12 protein-coding genes and 1 pseudogene are annotated in these 13,459 nt (G+C 74.9%); 6 read left to right on the forward strand and 7 right to left on the reverse strand.

Annotated elements, in window-relative coordinates; all coding sequences use genetic code 11:
- Window positions 1-2: 2 nt before the first annotated feature.
- Window positions 3-227, reverse strand: a complete 225-nt coding sequence (locus CD790_RS16620) for a hypothetical protein (RefSeq protein ID WP_144384005.1) — start codon at window positions 225-227, stop codon at window positions 3-5.
- The gene (locus CD790_RS16625) at window positions 224-1,009 is read right to left on the reverse strand and encodes a glutamine amidotransferase-related protein (RefSeq protein WP_144384006.1); all 786 of its coding nucleotides are present in this window, start codon (window positions 1,007-1,009) and stop codon (window positions 224-226) included. Before CD790_RS16625 ends, CD790_RS16620 begins: the two co-directional genes overlap by 4 nt.
- 106 nt (window positions 1,010-1,115) lie before the next feature.
- On the opposite strand from CD790_RS16625, the gene CD790_RS16630 reads away from it, so the two are divergent.
- Entirely contained in the window at window positions 1,116-2,024 is a 909-nt protein-coding gene (locus tag CD790_RS16630; protein ID WP_260867625.1) for a LysR family transcriptional regulator, read from the forward strand.
- Between the two features lie 303 nt (window positions 2,025-2,327).
- Window positions 2,328-2,744 (forward strand): VOC family protein, encoded by a 417-nt coding sequence (locus CD790_RS16635; RefSeq protein ID WP_144384007.1) that lies wholly within the window; start codon window positions 2,328-2,330, stop codon window positions 2,742-2,744.
- A 103-nt stretch (window positions 2,745-2,847) separates the two neighbouring features.
- On the opposite strand, the gene sigJ is transcribed toward CD790_RS16635, so the two are convergent.
- From sigJ to CD790_RS16650, 4 genes and pseudogenes are all read right to left on the reverse strand, one after another.
- Window positions 2,848-3,753, reverse strand: coding sequence for an RNA polymerase sigma factor SigJ (sigJ, locus tag CD790_RS16640; RefSeq protein WP_186319070.1), 906 nt, complete (start codon window positions 3,751-3,753; stop codon window positions 2,848-2,850).
- 123 nt (window positions 3,754-3,876) lie between these two features.
- Window positions 3,877-4,044 (reverse strand): annotated as a pseudogene (locus CD790_RS34640) (carbonic anhydrase); the annotation flags it as partial.
- Window positions 4,022-4,405, reverse strand: a complete 384-nt coding sequence (locus tag CD790_RS16645; RefSeq protein WP_144384009.1) for a GntR family transcriptional regulator — start codon at window positions 4,403-4,405, stop codon at window positions 4,022-4,024. The pseudogene CD790_RS34640 and the gene CD790_RS16645, both read right to left, overlap by 23 nt.
- A gap of 1 nt (window position 4,406) precedes the next feature.
- A complete protein-coding gene (locus tag CD790_RS16650) occupies window positions 4,407-5,396 on the reverse strand; it encodes a DUF1648 domain-containing protein (RefSeq protein ID WP_144384010.1) in 990 nt (329 codons plus the stop codon).
- A 164-nt stretch (window positions 5,397-5,560) separates the two neighbouring features.
- On the opposite strand from CD790_RS16650, the gene CD790_RS16655 reads away from it, so the two are divergent.
- The 4 genes from CD790_RS16655 (at window position 5,561) to CD790_RS16670 (ending at window position 12,885) form a co-directional block, all read left to right on the forward strand.
- On the forward strand, window positions 5,561-5,935 hold the full coding sequence (locus tag CD790_RS16655; protein WP_144384011.1) for a hypothetical protein: 375 nt from the start codon (window positions 5,561-5,563) through the stop codon (window positions 5,933-5,935).
- Window positions 5,936-5,991: 56 nt separating this feature from the next.
- Window positions 5,992-7,338, forward strand: coding sequence for a hypothetical protein (locus tag CD790_RS16660; protein ID WP_144384012.1), 1,347 nt, complete (start codon window positions 5,992-5,994; stop codon window positions 7,336-7,338).
- 41 nt (window positions 7,339-7,379) lie between these two features.
- Complete coding sequence (locus CD790_RS16665) at window positions 7,380-8,468, forward strand: MoxR family ATPase (RefSeq protein WP_144384013.1); 1,089 nt, start codon at window positions 7,380-7,382, stop codon at window positions 8,466-8,468.
- A gap of 112 nt (window positions 8,469-8,580) precedes the next feature.
- Window positions 8,581-12,885, forward strand: coding sequence for an effector-associated constant component EACC1 (locus tag CD790_RS16670; protein ID WP_144384014.1), 4,305 nt, complete (start codon window positions 8,581-8,583; stop codon window positions 12,883-12,885).
- A gap of 15 nt (window positions 12,886-12,900) precedes the next feature.
- On the opposite strand, the gene CD790_RS16675 is transcribed toward CD790_RS16670, so the two are convergent.
- Window positions 12,901-13,431 (reverse strand): DM13 domain-containing protein, encoded by a 531-nt coding sequence (locus tag CD790_RS16675; protein WP_144384015.1) that lies wholly within the window; start codon window positions 13,429-13,431, stop codon window positions 12,901-12,903.
- Between the last annotated feature and the right edge of the window lie 28 nt (window positions 13,432-13,459).

Genomic DNA, 13,459 nt, shown 5'->3' on the forward strand with positions numbered 1-13,459 from the left:
TCCTACGTGCCGACCGCCACCCGGGCCTCTCGTCGCGCCGCATACGGGTCGCCGCTTCCCGTGTCGTCCACCGTGCCGCCGGCCGGGGTGACGGCCCGTCGGGCGGCCGGGCCGCCGGGCGGGGCCAGCGGGCTCGCCCACTCCGCGTCCGGGACGGTGCAGGCGCGCACATAGCGCTCCACCGCTCCCACCAGCGCCGACCGCAGCCGGCGCGGCTCCCCCTTCACTCCGTCACCGCCGCGGCGTGGTCGGCCGCCGCGGCGGCGAAGGCACGGATCAGGGGGTGGGGACGGGTGCCGTCGCCGGCGAGTTCGGGCTGGAAGAGAGTGGCCAGAAAGAAGGGGTGCTCGGGCAGTTCGACGATGCGGGCGTCACCGGCCTCGTCCGTGCCGGTGACGCGCAGCCCGTGCGCCCGCAGCGTGTCCAGGCGGGCCGGGTCGGCCCCGTAGGAGCAGTGGTAGCGCTCCAGGGTCCGCTGGGCGCCCAGGAGGCGTTCGGCGAGCGAGCCCGGCGCGATGTCCACCGGCCCCTCATGGCCGATCAGGGAGCAGGCCAGCGGGACGATCAGGGTGTCCTCGGCGGAGGGCTGGTTCTCGGCGTGGGCGACACCGGTCAGCCCGCAGACGTTCCGGGCGTACTCCAGCAGGGCGTGCTGGAACCCGCCGCAGGTGCCCAGGAAGGGGATGCTCCGTTCCCGGGCGGTGCGCACGGCGTTCAGCGCCCCCGACTCGCTGGCGTACGGGCTGCCGGGGACCAGCCAGACGGCGTCGAAGCCGTCCAGCGCGCCCGGCGCCTCGGCGTCGGGGGTGGGGATCCAGTAGGCGTCCACCACGAGCCGGTCGCGTTCGGCGAGGGCGGAGAGCAGCGCCGAGGCCCGGACGTGGGCGCGCACGCCGGGCGAGCGCTCGCCGACCAGGGCGAGCCGCGGCGCGGGGGCGCCGACGGCGGCGGAGGTGACGGAGGAAGGAGCGAAGGAGGGGGAGACGGGGGCGGAGGAGGTCGCGGACATGACGCCCATCGTGTGCCGAGCGCCAGGTTCACGTCCAACGATGATTCCTGACCCTTCGATCAGAGATACTGATGGCCGGTGGAGGCCGCCCCGCCATACTTGCCGAGTGGATCTGCACCTCCTCCGTACCTTTCTCACCGTGGCCCGGCTCGGCTCGTTCTCCGCGGCCGCGCGCGACCTCGGCTACACCCAGTCCGCGGTCTCCCAGCACATCGCCGCCCTCGAAGCCGACCTCGGGGCGCCGGTGCTGGAGCGCCGCCCGGTGGTGCCCACCGCCGTGGGGGCGCGTCTGCTGGAGCACGCCGGTCCGCTGCTGCTGCGGGCGGAGGCGGCTCGCGCGGACATCGCGCGCATGACGACGCGTCCGACGGCGCGGGTCGTCATCGGCCGGACCCCGCTGGCCGCGGCCGAGGAGCTGGCCACCGCGCTGGCCGGGGCCCGCCGGACCGTTCCCGGGCTGCTCGTGCAGGTGCGCGTGCTGAGCGGCGCGGCGCTTCCGGCCGCGGTCGCCACCGGCGAGGTGGACCTCGCCCTGGTCGACGGCGTCGCCGCGCCCAACGACCCGCTGCACCTGCCCGACACCAGCCCGCTCGCCGCGGCCGGTGTGGGCGAACGTCCCCTGGCCGTCGTCCTGCCCCGCGATCACCCGCTGGCCGGCCGCGCCCGGCTGCGGCTGACCGACCTCGCCGACGCGGTGTGGCTGGACGCGCCCGACCTCATGCCCACCCCGGACCAGCTGTGCGGCATCACCGGTGCCGACGGCTTCCGGGCGCGCGTGCGGTACGAGGGTGCCGACCCGCACGGTCTGCTCGCCCTGGTCGCGGCCGGGCACGGCCTCGCCCTGCTCCCCTCCGACGCGGCCGACCGCGTCCCGGGACTCGCCGCCGTCCCCCTCGCCTCGCCGCGCCTCGTGCACCGCACCGAAATCCTGCACAGCCGCGGCCTCGACGGCCCCGGCGGGCTCATCGCCGCTCGCCTCACGGGGACGGATCCGGACCGGGCCCCGACCGGATGAACAACCCGCGGGCCCCGGCCGAGGCCACGCGCGGCGCTCCGCCGCGGCCCGGGCCGGGCCGGGCCGGGTCCCCGCTCGGCTCCAGCGCGGCCCGGGCCGGGTCGGGCCCTGTTCGGCCGCGCGCCCGAGGCCGGCCGCTCGTTCAGCTCCCGCTTCACCGAGCTGGTCGGGGAGTCTCCGAGCGCCCACCGGGCCCGGGACCACGCCGCGGGGCGGCCGTCCCGGCCTGCTACGCGAAGCTCTACACGCGACCGGTCAGGAACGGAGAAGCGGGATCCACGCCCCGCGCCTAGCGTGAGTCCCATGAACATCACTCTTTCCCAGTGCTTCGTCGCCGTCGACGACCACGACAAGGCGCTCGCCTTCTACCGCGATGTGTTGGGTCTGGAGGTCCGCAACGACGTCGGCTTCGAGGGGATGCGCTGGGTGACCGTCGGCGCCCCGTCCCAGCCGGACGTGAACATCGTGCTGGAACCGCCGGCCGCCGATCCGAACGCCTCCCCCGCCGACCGCCAGGCCATGACCGAACTCCTGGCCAAGGGCATGCTGCGCGGGGTGATCTTCGCGACCGACGACTGCGACGCCACCTTCGAACGCATCCGGGCCGCGGGAGGCGAGGTGCTCCAGGAGCCGATCGACCAGCCGTACGGGGTCCGCGACTGCGCCTTCCGCGACCCCGCCGGGAACATGCTGCGGTTCACCCAGGCCCGCCCGGTGTAGCGTCGCCGGCCCCCGGTGCCGACCGGTCGCCGTCCGCCACGAACCCCTCGGGCGTCCCGGCGACCGGTGCCGGCCCACCGCGGCCGGCCGTGGCCCGCCGCGGTCAGCCGTCCAGGACCGCCAGGTCGAGCCGGTCGAGGCGCTCGGGGTCGGTGAGGATGTCGAGGGACGCGACCCTGCCGCCCGAGACGGTGAACGCCATGACGGACATGGGCCGGCCTTCGGCGGTCGCCACGACGCCGACCGCGCCGTTGACGAGGACGAGCCGCGCCGACGAGGCGAAGCGGGCGAAGGTGATCGCCTGTCCGGCCACGGCGGCCGCGCCGTGCAGCATCACGCCGGGGCGTTGGGCCCCACCGTCGGAACGCGCCACCACGTCCGGGTCGAGGACCTCCACCAGCGCGTCGAAGTCGCCGCTCCGCGCGGCCCTGAGGAACGCCTCCACGACCTCGCGCTGGAGCGCGAGGTCGGCGTCCGGGACCGGGGCGGCGCCGCGGACCCGGCGGCGGGCCCGACTGGCGAGCTGGCGGGCGGCGGCGGGGTTGCGGCCGACGATGGCGGCGATCTCCTCGAAGGGCACACCGAACAGGTCGTGCAGCACGAACGCGAGCCGCTCGGCGGGGGCCAGCGTCTCCAGGACCACCAGCAGGGCCAGCCCCACCGAGTCGGCCAGCAGCGCCTCCTGCTCGGGTCCGGCGCCGTCCACGCTTCCGATCACCGGGTCGGGCAGGTGCACGCCCAGCGGCTCCTCACGCCGCGCGGTGCGCGAGCGCAGCATGTCCAGGCACACCCGGCCGACGACCGTGGTCAGCCAGCCACCCAGGTTCCGCACCGCGTCGGTGTCGGAGCGGCTGACCTTCAACCACGCCTCCTGCACGGCGTCCTCCGCCTCGCTGAGCGAACCCAGCATGCGGTAGGCCACCGCCCGCAGATGGTCGCGGTGCGCCTCGAAGCGCTCCGCCAGGAATGCGGTGTCGTCCCTGTACGCGCCGTCGTCCACCCGTGCCATCTGCCGTTTCCCCTTGCCGTCACTGGTCGTGCCTTCATCGGGATGACGGATCGGAGGGCGTCGATGTGACACCGGCGGCGACCCGCCGGCGACGGCGGGCAGCGCGGTCAGGTCGTGCGCCTCGGCCAGGGCGGTCATGGCGCCGCACCCGGAGTGCCCGCAGACCACGATGCCGGTGACGCCGAGGACGGCGACGGCGTACTCGACGCTCGCCGCCACCCCGCCGTCTCCCGCCGCCACCCCGTCGGCGCCCACGTACCCGGGGCCTTCACCCGGCTCCTGCGCGACCACCGCCCTCCGGGGCCAGGGACGCCCGGACCAGGGTGAGCACCTCCTCCCCGCTCAGGCCGAGGCTGTGGGAGAGGGTGACGAGTTCGCGGATCTGCTGGAGCAGTTGTGCGCGGCCGGCGGGCCGGGCCTCGGTGACGACGGCCCCGCGCCCCCGACGCAGATCGATCAGCCCCTCCTCGCGCAGCCGTTGGTAGCCGCGCAGCACGGTGTGGACGTTGACATCGAGCGACTCGGCGAGCTGCCGGGCGGGCGGCAGCCGTTCGCCGCCGCGGACCTCGCCGTCGGCGATGGCCTGGCGCACACAGCCGGCGATCTGGTCGCCGAGCGGGAGCGGTGATCCGGGGTCGAGACGGAAGAGCACGTCAGGCCCCCGGGGCGGGACGCTCGCGGACGACCAGCGCGTTGAGGAGGGCGGCGGCGGTGCGGGCGTCGTCCACGGTGACGACGAACTCGCTGCCGTGGCTCAGCCGCGCCGAGAGCGCGCCGCCGGACCGCAGGATCACCCCACTCGCGCCGGAGTGCACCCGGTAGCCCCAGCCGGCGAAGTCCCGCAGCGCGTTCACCTCGCGCTCGGTCGCCTCCTCGATGCGGTCCAGGGGCACGGTCAGCCGGGGGCGCGGCAGCAACAGCGGGGTGACGGTGAGGCCACGGCGGTCCACGGTGACCCGCGCTCCGGTCAGCAGCGCCAGCGGAAGCCCGCCCGCCAGCAGGCCGATGCCCGACCCCCAGCCGACGGTGACGCCCGCGACCACCCCGGCCACGGCGAGGGCCAGTCCGACGTACGCGATCGGGCGGGAGCCCGCGGTGTGGGTCCAGCTGGCCCGCTCGCCGTCGGCCAACTCCAGCCGGGGCGCCGTCGGAGCCGGCGTCCGACGGGTGACGGGCGGCGGCGCTCCGGGCCCCGCCAGCAGCCAGCCCAGCCCGCCCAGCGCGGCGGACGCGGCGCACACCAGGGCCAACTGACGACCTGCCAGGGTGACGGTCCCCGCGTCGTCGGCCCCCGCGTTGGCCCACAGGGTGACACCGAAGGCGGCGCCCAGCAGCGCCGCGACCGCGCACCCGGCGGCGGTCAGCGCGCGCTGCGCGCCGGGCGCCTCGCGGCCGAGGTGGGCGAGGGTGCCGAAGAGCGCCCCGAGGCCCAGCAGGACGCCCAGCGCGACGCCGAGGAAGCCGCCGCGCGCGGTGAAGCCGTCCGCGGCGCCGCCGGCGCCGAAGTGGGTGGCGAGGGGATCGGGCAGCCGGTCCCACAGCCCGGCGCAGCCCAGCGACACGGCGGCCGCGGCGAGCCCGAACGCCAGCGTCACCACGGCGGTCCGGCGATGGCCGGACGGACCCTCGTGCCTGCGGAACATGCGATCAGCCCCCTCCAGTTGTTCGTATAACACTAGAACAACCTAAACCCAGAAGGGGCGTTCGCACCACCGGCGGCCCTCGTGCGCGGCCCCCTTCACGGGGCGGCGCCGCCACCGGCGCCATCCGGCTGACAGCCGTCGCCCGAGGGGTGGATGATGTCGGGATGCTGCACGGCTGGAAGAAGACCGCGTTGGTCATCGCCTCCGCCCTCCTGGTGCTGGGGATGGCCGCGGTGTGGGTGTGGGTGGATCTCGACACCGCGAGCGGCGTGGCGAGCGTGGTCGGGGCCGTGGTGGGCGTCGCGGGGCTCGGCTGCGCGCTGCTCGGTCCCGGACAGTCCCCGCCTCCGCCCCCGCCGCCACCGGCTCCGACGACGCTGCGCGCGACCCGGACCGGCAGGGCCACGGCCCGTGCCGGCGGCACGGCGAACACCGGGGTCAGCGCGCCGGCCACGACCTCCGCGGACGCCGCGGCAGAGGACACCGGGGACGCCGAGGGCGACGGCGGCGATGCCAACACCGGCGTCCGGCTCGGCTGAACCCGTCGGACACGACAGGCCACCGCGGGCGACAGAGAGCAGAGGTCGGAACGACAGTGGGGTGGAAACAGCCACCGCGTACCGGGATCACCGAGACCACGGAGGCCACCGAGACCGGCGAGGCGCACGCGGACAACGGCGGCGTGGCCAACTCCGGGGTCCTCGTCATCAAGGAGTTCCACCAGCACCTGCCGGAGTCGGGCGCCGACCCGGCGGGCCCGCCACCGGCCGCCCCGCGCCTGGACCAGGCCGCCTGGGACGGGTTGGGCGCGCTCTTCGACGACCGGCCGCTGCCCGAGGGGACCTACGAGGCGTACCGCTGGGCCTTCGAGATATCCGGGGCCGTCCCGCCCGTGGGCGACAGCCTGCCGTCGGGCGGCCTGACCGAGGTGGTCAAGGACCTGGACGCGCGTCAGGGCGTGCGCCCCGACATGCCGCTCGCGGTGCCGTTCGTGCGGTGTCTGATGGCGCGGGCCGCGACACGCGACCCGGAGTGGGCGACGCAGCTGGCGGACTGGCTCGCGGCGACCTGCGAGCGGACGGGGGTCGGCCCCCTCCCCACGCCACCGCCCGCCGAACGTCAGGTGGTCCTCCATCTGCGTCTGGAGCCCGCCCAGACCGAGGACCGCCACTGGGTGCGGATGTGGCTGCATCGGGGCGGCTTCGAGACGCTGTGGGAGTCCGAGGCCACCCCGTTGACGCTGGACCAGGTCCGCTGCGAGCTCGGCCGACAACTGCTCCGGGTGGAAAGACGGTTCAGTGAGACCGACCCCGTGGCCTGCCGCCGGGTGGACCGGGTGGAGTTCCACGTCCCGTTCGAACTGCTCGATGTCGACTTCGAGAACTGGCCGATGCCCATCGGACGCCGCGGCGCGCCCCGCCGCCTCGGCTTGATCTACCAGGTGGCCGTCCGCTGCCCCGACGAGCGCGACGGCGTGACCGAGGCGCTGTGGCGGCAGAAGTGGCGCTGGTACCAGGCGCAGAGCAGCCGCCATCCACGGGCCGTCCATGTGCTGCCGGACCACGAGGTCAGCCAGATGCTCGGAGACCGGCTGCAGGCCGACCAACCGCCGGTCTGCGTGCTGGCCGAGGTGTCGGCGACCCGGCTCCAGGACGCCCTGAACGCGGTGTTGGACGCGGGGGTGCCGATCGCGGTGTGGCGGCGTGGCGGCCCGCCCCGGGCGGCCGGACCGGGTGAGGGCCTCAGCGCGGCGCTGACGACACCCGGTCCCGACGCGACCGGGGACGAGTCGGGGATCGATGTGCGGCGCCTCCCCAGGCTGCTGCGGGAGCTGCGCCTGGAGCACGCCGACGGCGCGGAGGACGACCAGGGCTGGCACCATCCGTTGGCCCTTCTGTGGGACGATCCCGACTGCAGGCCGCTCAGCCGGTCCTTGTCGTGACGTGAGAGCCGAGAAGCGGAGAAGGGCACGGTGGGGGCGCGGTGAAGGACTGGTGGATCTACGGCAGCGAGGGCACCCAGGAGGTACGGCGGACCTCGCTGACCGCTCTGGAGGCGCCACCCTGGCGGCAGTTCGCCGGCACCCCCGACCCGGAGTACACCGCGCCGCGGAACGAGGGCACGGCGTGGGAGCGCACCGAGGCCCGCGGCCGTGGCTACGTGCCGGACGAGTCGGAGAAGGACGCCGTCAACACAGCGCTGTACCTGCGCCGACCGCTGCTGGTCACCGGCAAGCCCGGGGTGGGCAAGTCCACGCTGGCGTACAGCATCGCCGCCGACCTCGGGCTGGGGCCGGTGCTCCACTGGCCCATCACCAGCCGGACCACCCTGCGCGACGGGCTGTACCACTACGACGCCATCGGCCGGCTCCAGGACGCGAATCTGCACCAGATGCGGACCGGGGGGCCGGGGCGGGCCGCACCCGACCCCGCTGCGGGGACATCCGCGGACTCCGCCGACGGCGGGGCCGCGGCCGCGGACGCCTCCTCCATCACCCCGTACCTCCGGCTGGGCCCGCTGGGCACCGCGCTGCTGGCCCAGGACCAGCCGCGGGTGCTGCTGGTGGACGAGGTCGACAAGAGCGACATCGACCTGCCCGGCGATCTGCTCACCGTCTTCGAGGAGGGCGAGTTCGAGATCCCCGAACTGGCGCGGCTGGCCGTGCGACAGCCGTCCGTGCGCATCGCCACCGACGACTCGCCGGACGACCTCGTCCGGGTCGAACGGGGCCGGGTCCGCTGCCGGGCCTTCCCCGTCGTGGTGCTGACCAGCAACGGGGAGCGCGACTTCCCGCCACCCTTCCTGCGCCGCTGCATCCGGCTGCACATGGAGCCGCCCGGGCGGGAGAAGCTGGAGCGGATCGTGCGCGCCCGGCTCCGCATCGACCCGGAGGACGGGCGCCACGAGGACCTGATCCAGAGCTTCGTCACCCGTGGCGCCGACGGCGACCTCGCCACCGACCAGTTGCTCAACGCCATCCATCTCCGGCTGAACAACGCCTGGTCCGGACCCGAGGAGCGCGAGCGGTTCCTGAGCACCGTCATGCAACGGCTCACCGGCCCGTCGACGTGAGGGCGAGCACCAAGGTGGGGCCGTGGGCCGTCGCCAGGCCGTGGGCCGTCGCCAGGCCGTGGGTCGTCGACGAGCCCGTGGCCGTCGTGAGGACGTGGACCGAGGTGGGGCCGTGGGTCGTCGACGAGCCCGTGGTCGCCGTGAGGACGTGGCGGGGCGCGTGATCGAGGCGCTGCTCAGAGCCGTCAACGAGGCCGGGGCGGACGCCGGTCCTGAGGAGCTGGCCGACATCCTCTGGCTGGCCGGCAGGGTCGGCCCCGCGGCCGGCTCCCCGGAGCCGGAGGCCCCGAACCCGACCCCGGCCCCCGCCGCTCCCCCGCCGCCACGGCGACCGTCGACCTCGACGGCGGCCGCCGCGGAGACCCGGGCCAGGCTGTACCCGGCCTCGGACCCGGACCCGGCCGAGGACGAACCCGGTGCCGGCCGCGGCGACCCGGTGCGAGTCCCCCGCGCCACGACCCTGCGGGACCCGCTGGCCGTCATGCGCTCGCTGCGGCCGGTGGGCCGCCGTGCCCGCGGCGGCCTCGACGCCGAGCGGGAACTCGACGAGGAGCTGACCGTCGCCCGCAGCGTCGAACTCCTGCTGCCGACGCCCGTGCTGCGGCCCGCGCGGAGCCGCTGGCTCGACCTGGCGCTGGTGGTCGACACCCACCACTCGATGCTGCTCTGGCAGGACCTGGTGGCCGAGCTGCGCCGGGTCATCACCCAGACCGGGGTCTTCCGCGATGTGCGGCTCTGGTACCTCGACGGCACCGGGGCCGACGGCCTCCCCGCGGTGACCCACCGCCGAGGTGCCGCCCCGCGGCGCCCCCAGGAGATCGCCGACCCGTCCGGGCACCGACTGATCCTGGTCGTCACCGACACCGTCGGCGGCGGCTGGGCCGGCGGCCCGCTCCATGAGGCCCTGCGCCACTGGTCCTGCCACAACCCGGTGGCCGTGCTGAACGTCCTGCCCGAACGACTCTGGTCCCGCGGCGCCGCCCGCCCCTCCCCCCGGCTGCTCCGCGCCTCCCGCCCCGCCGCCGCCAACGCCTCCTGGCAGCAGGCGCCGACCACCCCCCGGGCGCGCACCCGCCGCCGCCCCGGCCCCGCGGCCGCCCGGCTGCCCGTCCCGGTGGTGGACCCCTCCCCGGCGGCGCTCGGCCGCCTGGCCGACCTGGTCGCGGGCGACAGCCGCTGGCAGCGGATGGCCTGCCTGCTCCTCGACACCGCGGCGGAACAGTCGTCGTCCCCCGCCGCCGACCCCGAGGCCCTGCCCGCCGGCCCGGCCCTCGAACGCTTCCGGGAGACCTCGTCCATCACCGCCCAGCACCTCGCCGGCTACCTCTCCGCCGTGCCCCTGACCCTCCCCGTCATGACCCTCGTCCGGCGCGCCATGCTGCCCGACTCCGACCACGGCCACCTCGCCGAGGTCACCCTGAGCGGCCTGCTCCGCCCCTGGGACGAGCACACCGGCGGAACCGATCCGGAGCACATGGAGTTCGCGTTCCTGCCGGGTGTGCGCGAGGCGCTGCTCGGCTCCCAGCTACGCCACCAGATCAGCGCCGTACGGGAGCTGGTGCCGGAATCCGTCTGGCGCTACCTCAGCCGTCAACCGCGTACGACGGCGGAGTTCGGGGCCACCCGCGTCGACCCGGCACAGCCGTCGGGGGACGGGGCCAGGACGGTCGCGGCGGGACGGCTGCCGTTCGCGGCGGAGCCGGGGGCGGTGGATCCGAGGACGGTGGATCCGAGGACGGTGGATCCGAGGACGGTGGATCCGAGGACGGTGGATCCGAGGACGGTGGAGCTCGGCGAGTCGGCGGCGGGAACCGCCTGGGAGCACCGTCGCTGGGGGCTCGTCAGGTGGGCGCCGCAGCGGGTCACCAGCCGGTCGGCGACCGGAGTGCTGCTGACCCCGCGGACCTTCCTGACCACCGTGAGCCCGTCTTCCCGAGACGGCGACGACGGGCCCTCCGCCGTCTGGAACGGCGGCCGCCGGGCCGCCTGTCATACGGTGTGGGGGCGGTTCGGCGGCGCGTTCCGGGCCGCTCTGATACGTGCCGAGACCGACCTGGTCGATCCGGTGGCATGGGCCCGGTCGGAGCCCGTCATGCGGTGGGGTGAGCTGCCCCGCACCTCGCGGCTGAGTGGTTGTCAGGTGCCCTGCACCACCGAGGTCGGCGACCCGACCACGGCGGAGGGCACCCTGATCTCCACTGGCGGGCGGCTGTACTTCGAGCCGTCCGGCCCACCGGGACCCACCGTCGACTGGTCGGAGCTGCGCGGAGCCCCGGTGTTCCACGGTGACGTCCTGATGGGTTGCCTCATCGGCGAGGCGACCTGGCCGGAGCGATGGGAGGTGCAACCGGTCGGGCCACTGGTGAACGACGCGAGCTTCATCACCTGCCTTGACGACGGTTCCGGGGTGGCGCCGTACCTGGAGCGGGTCGGGGTGCCGGCGGAGGAGAGTTCGCTGTGCGTGGCCGTGCGGCTCAAGGTGGTCAACCGGCTGCGCCGGGCCGCCCGCGAGCCGGCTCTGGACGGGCTCTTCAGCGAACGGTGGCTGCGGGAGCTCCTCCTCCACATCATGGCGGAGGCGGGAATCGACGGGCTCGTCAGCCCACCGCGTCCTCCCGCCGACGAAAGCGCGGACCTCGTGGTGTGTCTGGGCGGCGCCGACTCCCTCGCGAGCGCCGGCACGATCCTGACCGCGCTGGGCGACTGGCTGGCCCGACGGAACGAGGAGTCGAACGGCGAGCCGCGGGCGGCCCTGGCGCTCGCGATCTCCTCCGGGACGGTCGCCGAGGAGCCGGACGGCCTCGCCGGGACCGCCGTCGCCGACGCCTTCACGATGGTCGGCCGGGCCTCCGTGCGCAGCGAGGTGCGGGCACGGCTCCTCCGCTCCTCCTCGCCCTCCACCACCGCGGTCCTCGTGGTCTCAGCGGATGTGCGCGACGAGATACAGGGGGTTCTCGGCTCGGCCCCAGCCGGGGACTTCCACCCGGTCACCGACGGAGACGGCGACGACCCGACGCGGGGGCCCGCCGGCGCCTACGCGTTCCTCGGGGACATCACGGCCCTCGGGCGGGCTCTGTCCGCCCCCGCCGGCGCCCCCGACTGGCCCCACTGCGGCGTCGACGCCTCCCTCGAGGACCCTGTGGGCTGCCGGGGCATCCGGGTGCCCGACCATCGGCGCTGCCTGGTGCACCTGACCGGGGCGGAGCGCTCGGCGTATCTGTCCGGGCTCAGTCCGGGCGATGACATCGACGCCTCGGGCACGCCGTTCACCGCCGAGGTGCTGGCCGAACTCCTCGCCGCGCTGTGGCACCGGGGCAACCGCCGGTCCCGCTTCGGCAGGGCGGAGTTCACCGACGCGGTGTTCACGGAAGGTGCGCCGTTCAAGGACGCCCATTTCTCGGGGTTCGCGTCCTTCGACCGTGCGACCTTCCACGAGGGGACCGACTTCACGACGGCGGGCTTCAGTGCCGGGGCCCGCTTCCGCCATGCGACGTTCCACGGCCGCACCACGTTCTTCCGCGCGGCCTTCAGTGGCACGACCGACTTCGACCACGCCACCTTCCATGGGGTGACCGAGTTCCAGGACGCCCTCTTCGTCGCGCCGGTGAGTCTGCGCCACACCACGTTCCACGGCCACACATACTTCCTCGACGCCACCTTCCGGGACGTCGTGGCCTTCGACTTCACGACAGTGCACGGACAGATGCTCTTCGCGCGTGCGGTGTTCCAGCAGGACACCACGCTGACCGACGCCACCTTCCACGGCCCGGTGAGTTTCCGCCACGCCAGGTTCGAGGGCACCACCGACCTCAGGCACAGCACCTTCCACGCGGGCCTCAAAAGCGAACGTGCGGCGTTCGAAGGCCCGGCCCGTTTCGACCACGTCACCTTCCACGATGTGGCCACGTTCGCCGGCGCCCGCTTCGCCCATGACGCCCCCCCGGCGGCCGCTCTCCCCGAACCGGTCCTCGCCTCCGAACCGGCCGTCTCCCCCGAACCCGTCACACCCACCCTCATCACCGTCGCCGGCGAGCGACCGGACGACGCCGAGCGCTCGGCGGACGACCTGCGTCGCTGGCTGGACCAGGAGCCGACGCTCCGTGGTCGGCTGCGCCGGGCCGTGGAGTCGGCTCCGGCGGCAGGAATGGGCCTCGCGGCCGGCGGGCTGCTGGCCGCACTGGCGCCGCCGGCCGCCCTGCCGGTGCTCGCCGGCGCGGTGCTCACCTGGTTGCAGACCAGGCGGACCAGGCAGCCGACCGTCACCATCACCCGGCCCGACGGCACCGCGGTCACCGTGTCCGGGGAGCAGGCGAGCGCCTTGGACCCGGAGCAGCGGGCGGAGCTGGCCCGCCGGATCGCGGCCCGGCTCGAAGCGGATTCCGAGAGCGAGGCGCCGCCCGAGTCACCCGCCCCCTGACCGCGACCGCCCGGCTCAGGCCCGCTTGAGCTCGGCCGCGCCGAAGGAGACGTCGAAGCGGTCACACCAGATGGACACGCTGGTGTAGCGGTTCAGGTCGGTGCCCGCCGGCAGGGTGTAGTTCTGGCTGCCCTTGTTCCCCTTGAGTTCGCCCGCGTTGATGTGGCGTCCGTCGTCGAAGACGTGCCAGCCGTCCTCACCCGGCTTGACGGGGGCGTCGGTGAGCCAGACCCGCAGGGCGGGGCCGTTGCTGGTGTCCAGGTCGTCCAGGCGGAGCACCAGGGTGCCGTCGGCCAGCCGAAGGATGCGGACGCCGCCGCTCGTGGAGTGTTCATGGCTGATGAACTCGCCGGTGGCCAGCGTCTCCGGCTGCTCCGGCTTGCCGGCCCCGGGGGCGGTCGCGGTGGGGAGATCCTCGTTCACCGTGTCGTCGACCCACAGCTTCCAGGGCTGGAACCAGTAGAGTCCCAGGCCCACGAGCAGCAGCCCGACGAGCGTCACGCCCACCACCACCGGCCGGGTGAACACCCGTGTCACACGCCCCATGTCCTCGCTCCCCGACGTTCGGCACCTC

The organism is Streptomyces sp. SAJ15, assembly GCF_007595705.1.
Lineage (GTDB): Bacteria > Actinomycetota > Actinomycetes > Streptomycetales > Streptomycetaceae > Streptomyces.

Coding starts and splice junctions, on each gene's coding strand:
- CD790_RS16625 (WP_144384006.1), bottom strand. CDS start 1,009: ATGTCCGCGACCTCCTCCGCCCCCGTCTCCCCCTCCTTCGCTCCTTCC.
- CD790_RS16635 (WP_144384007.1), top strand. CDS start 2,328: ATGAACATCACTCTTTCCCAGTGCTTCGTCGCCGTCGACGACCACGAC.
- sigJ (WP_186319070.1), bottom strand. CDS start 3,753: ATGGCACGGGTGGACGACGGCGCGTACAGGGACGACACCGCATTCCTG.
- CD790_RS16650 (WP_144384010.1), bottom strand. CDS start 5,396: ATGTTCCGCAGGCACGAGGGTCCGTCCGGCCATCGCCGGACCGCCGTG.
- CD790_RS16655 (WP_144384011.1), top strand. CDS start 5,561: ATGCTGCACGGCTGGAAGAAGACCGCGTTGGTCATCGCCTCCGCCCTC.
- CD790_RS16675 (WP_144384015.1), bottom strand. CDS start 13,431: ATGGGGCGTGTGACACGGGTGTTCACCCGGCCGGTGGTGGTGGGCGTG.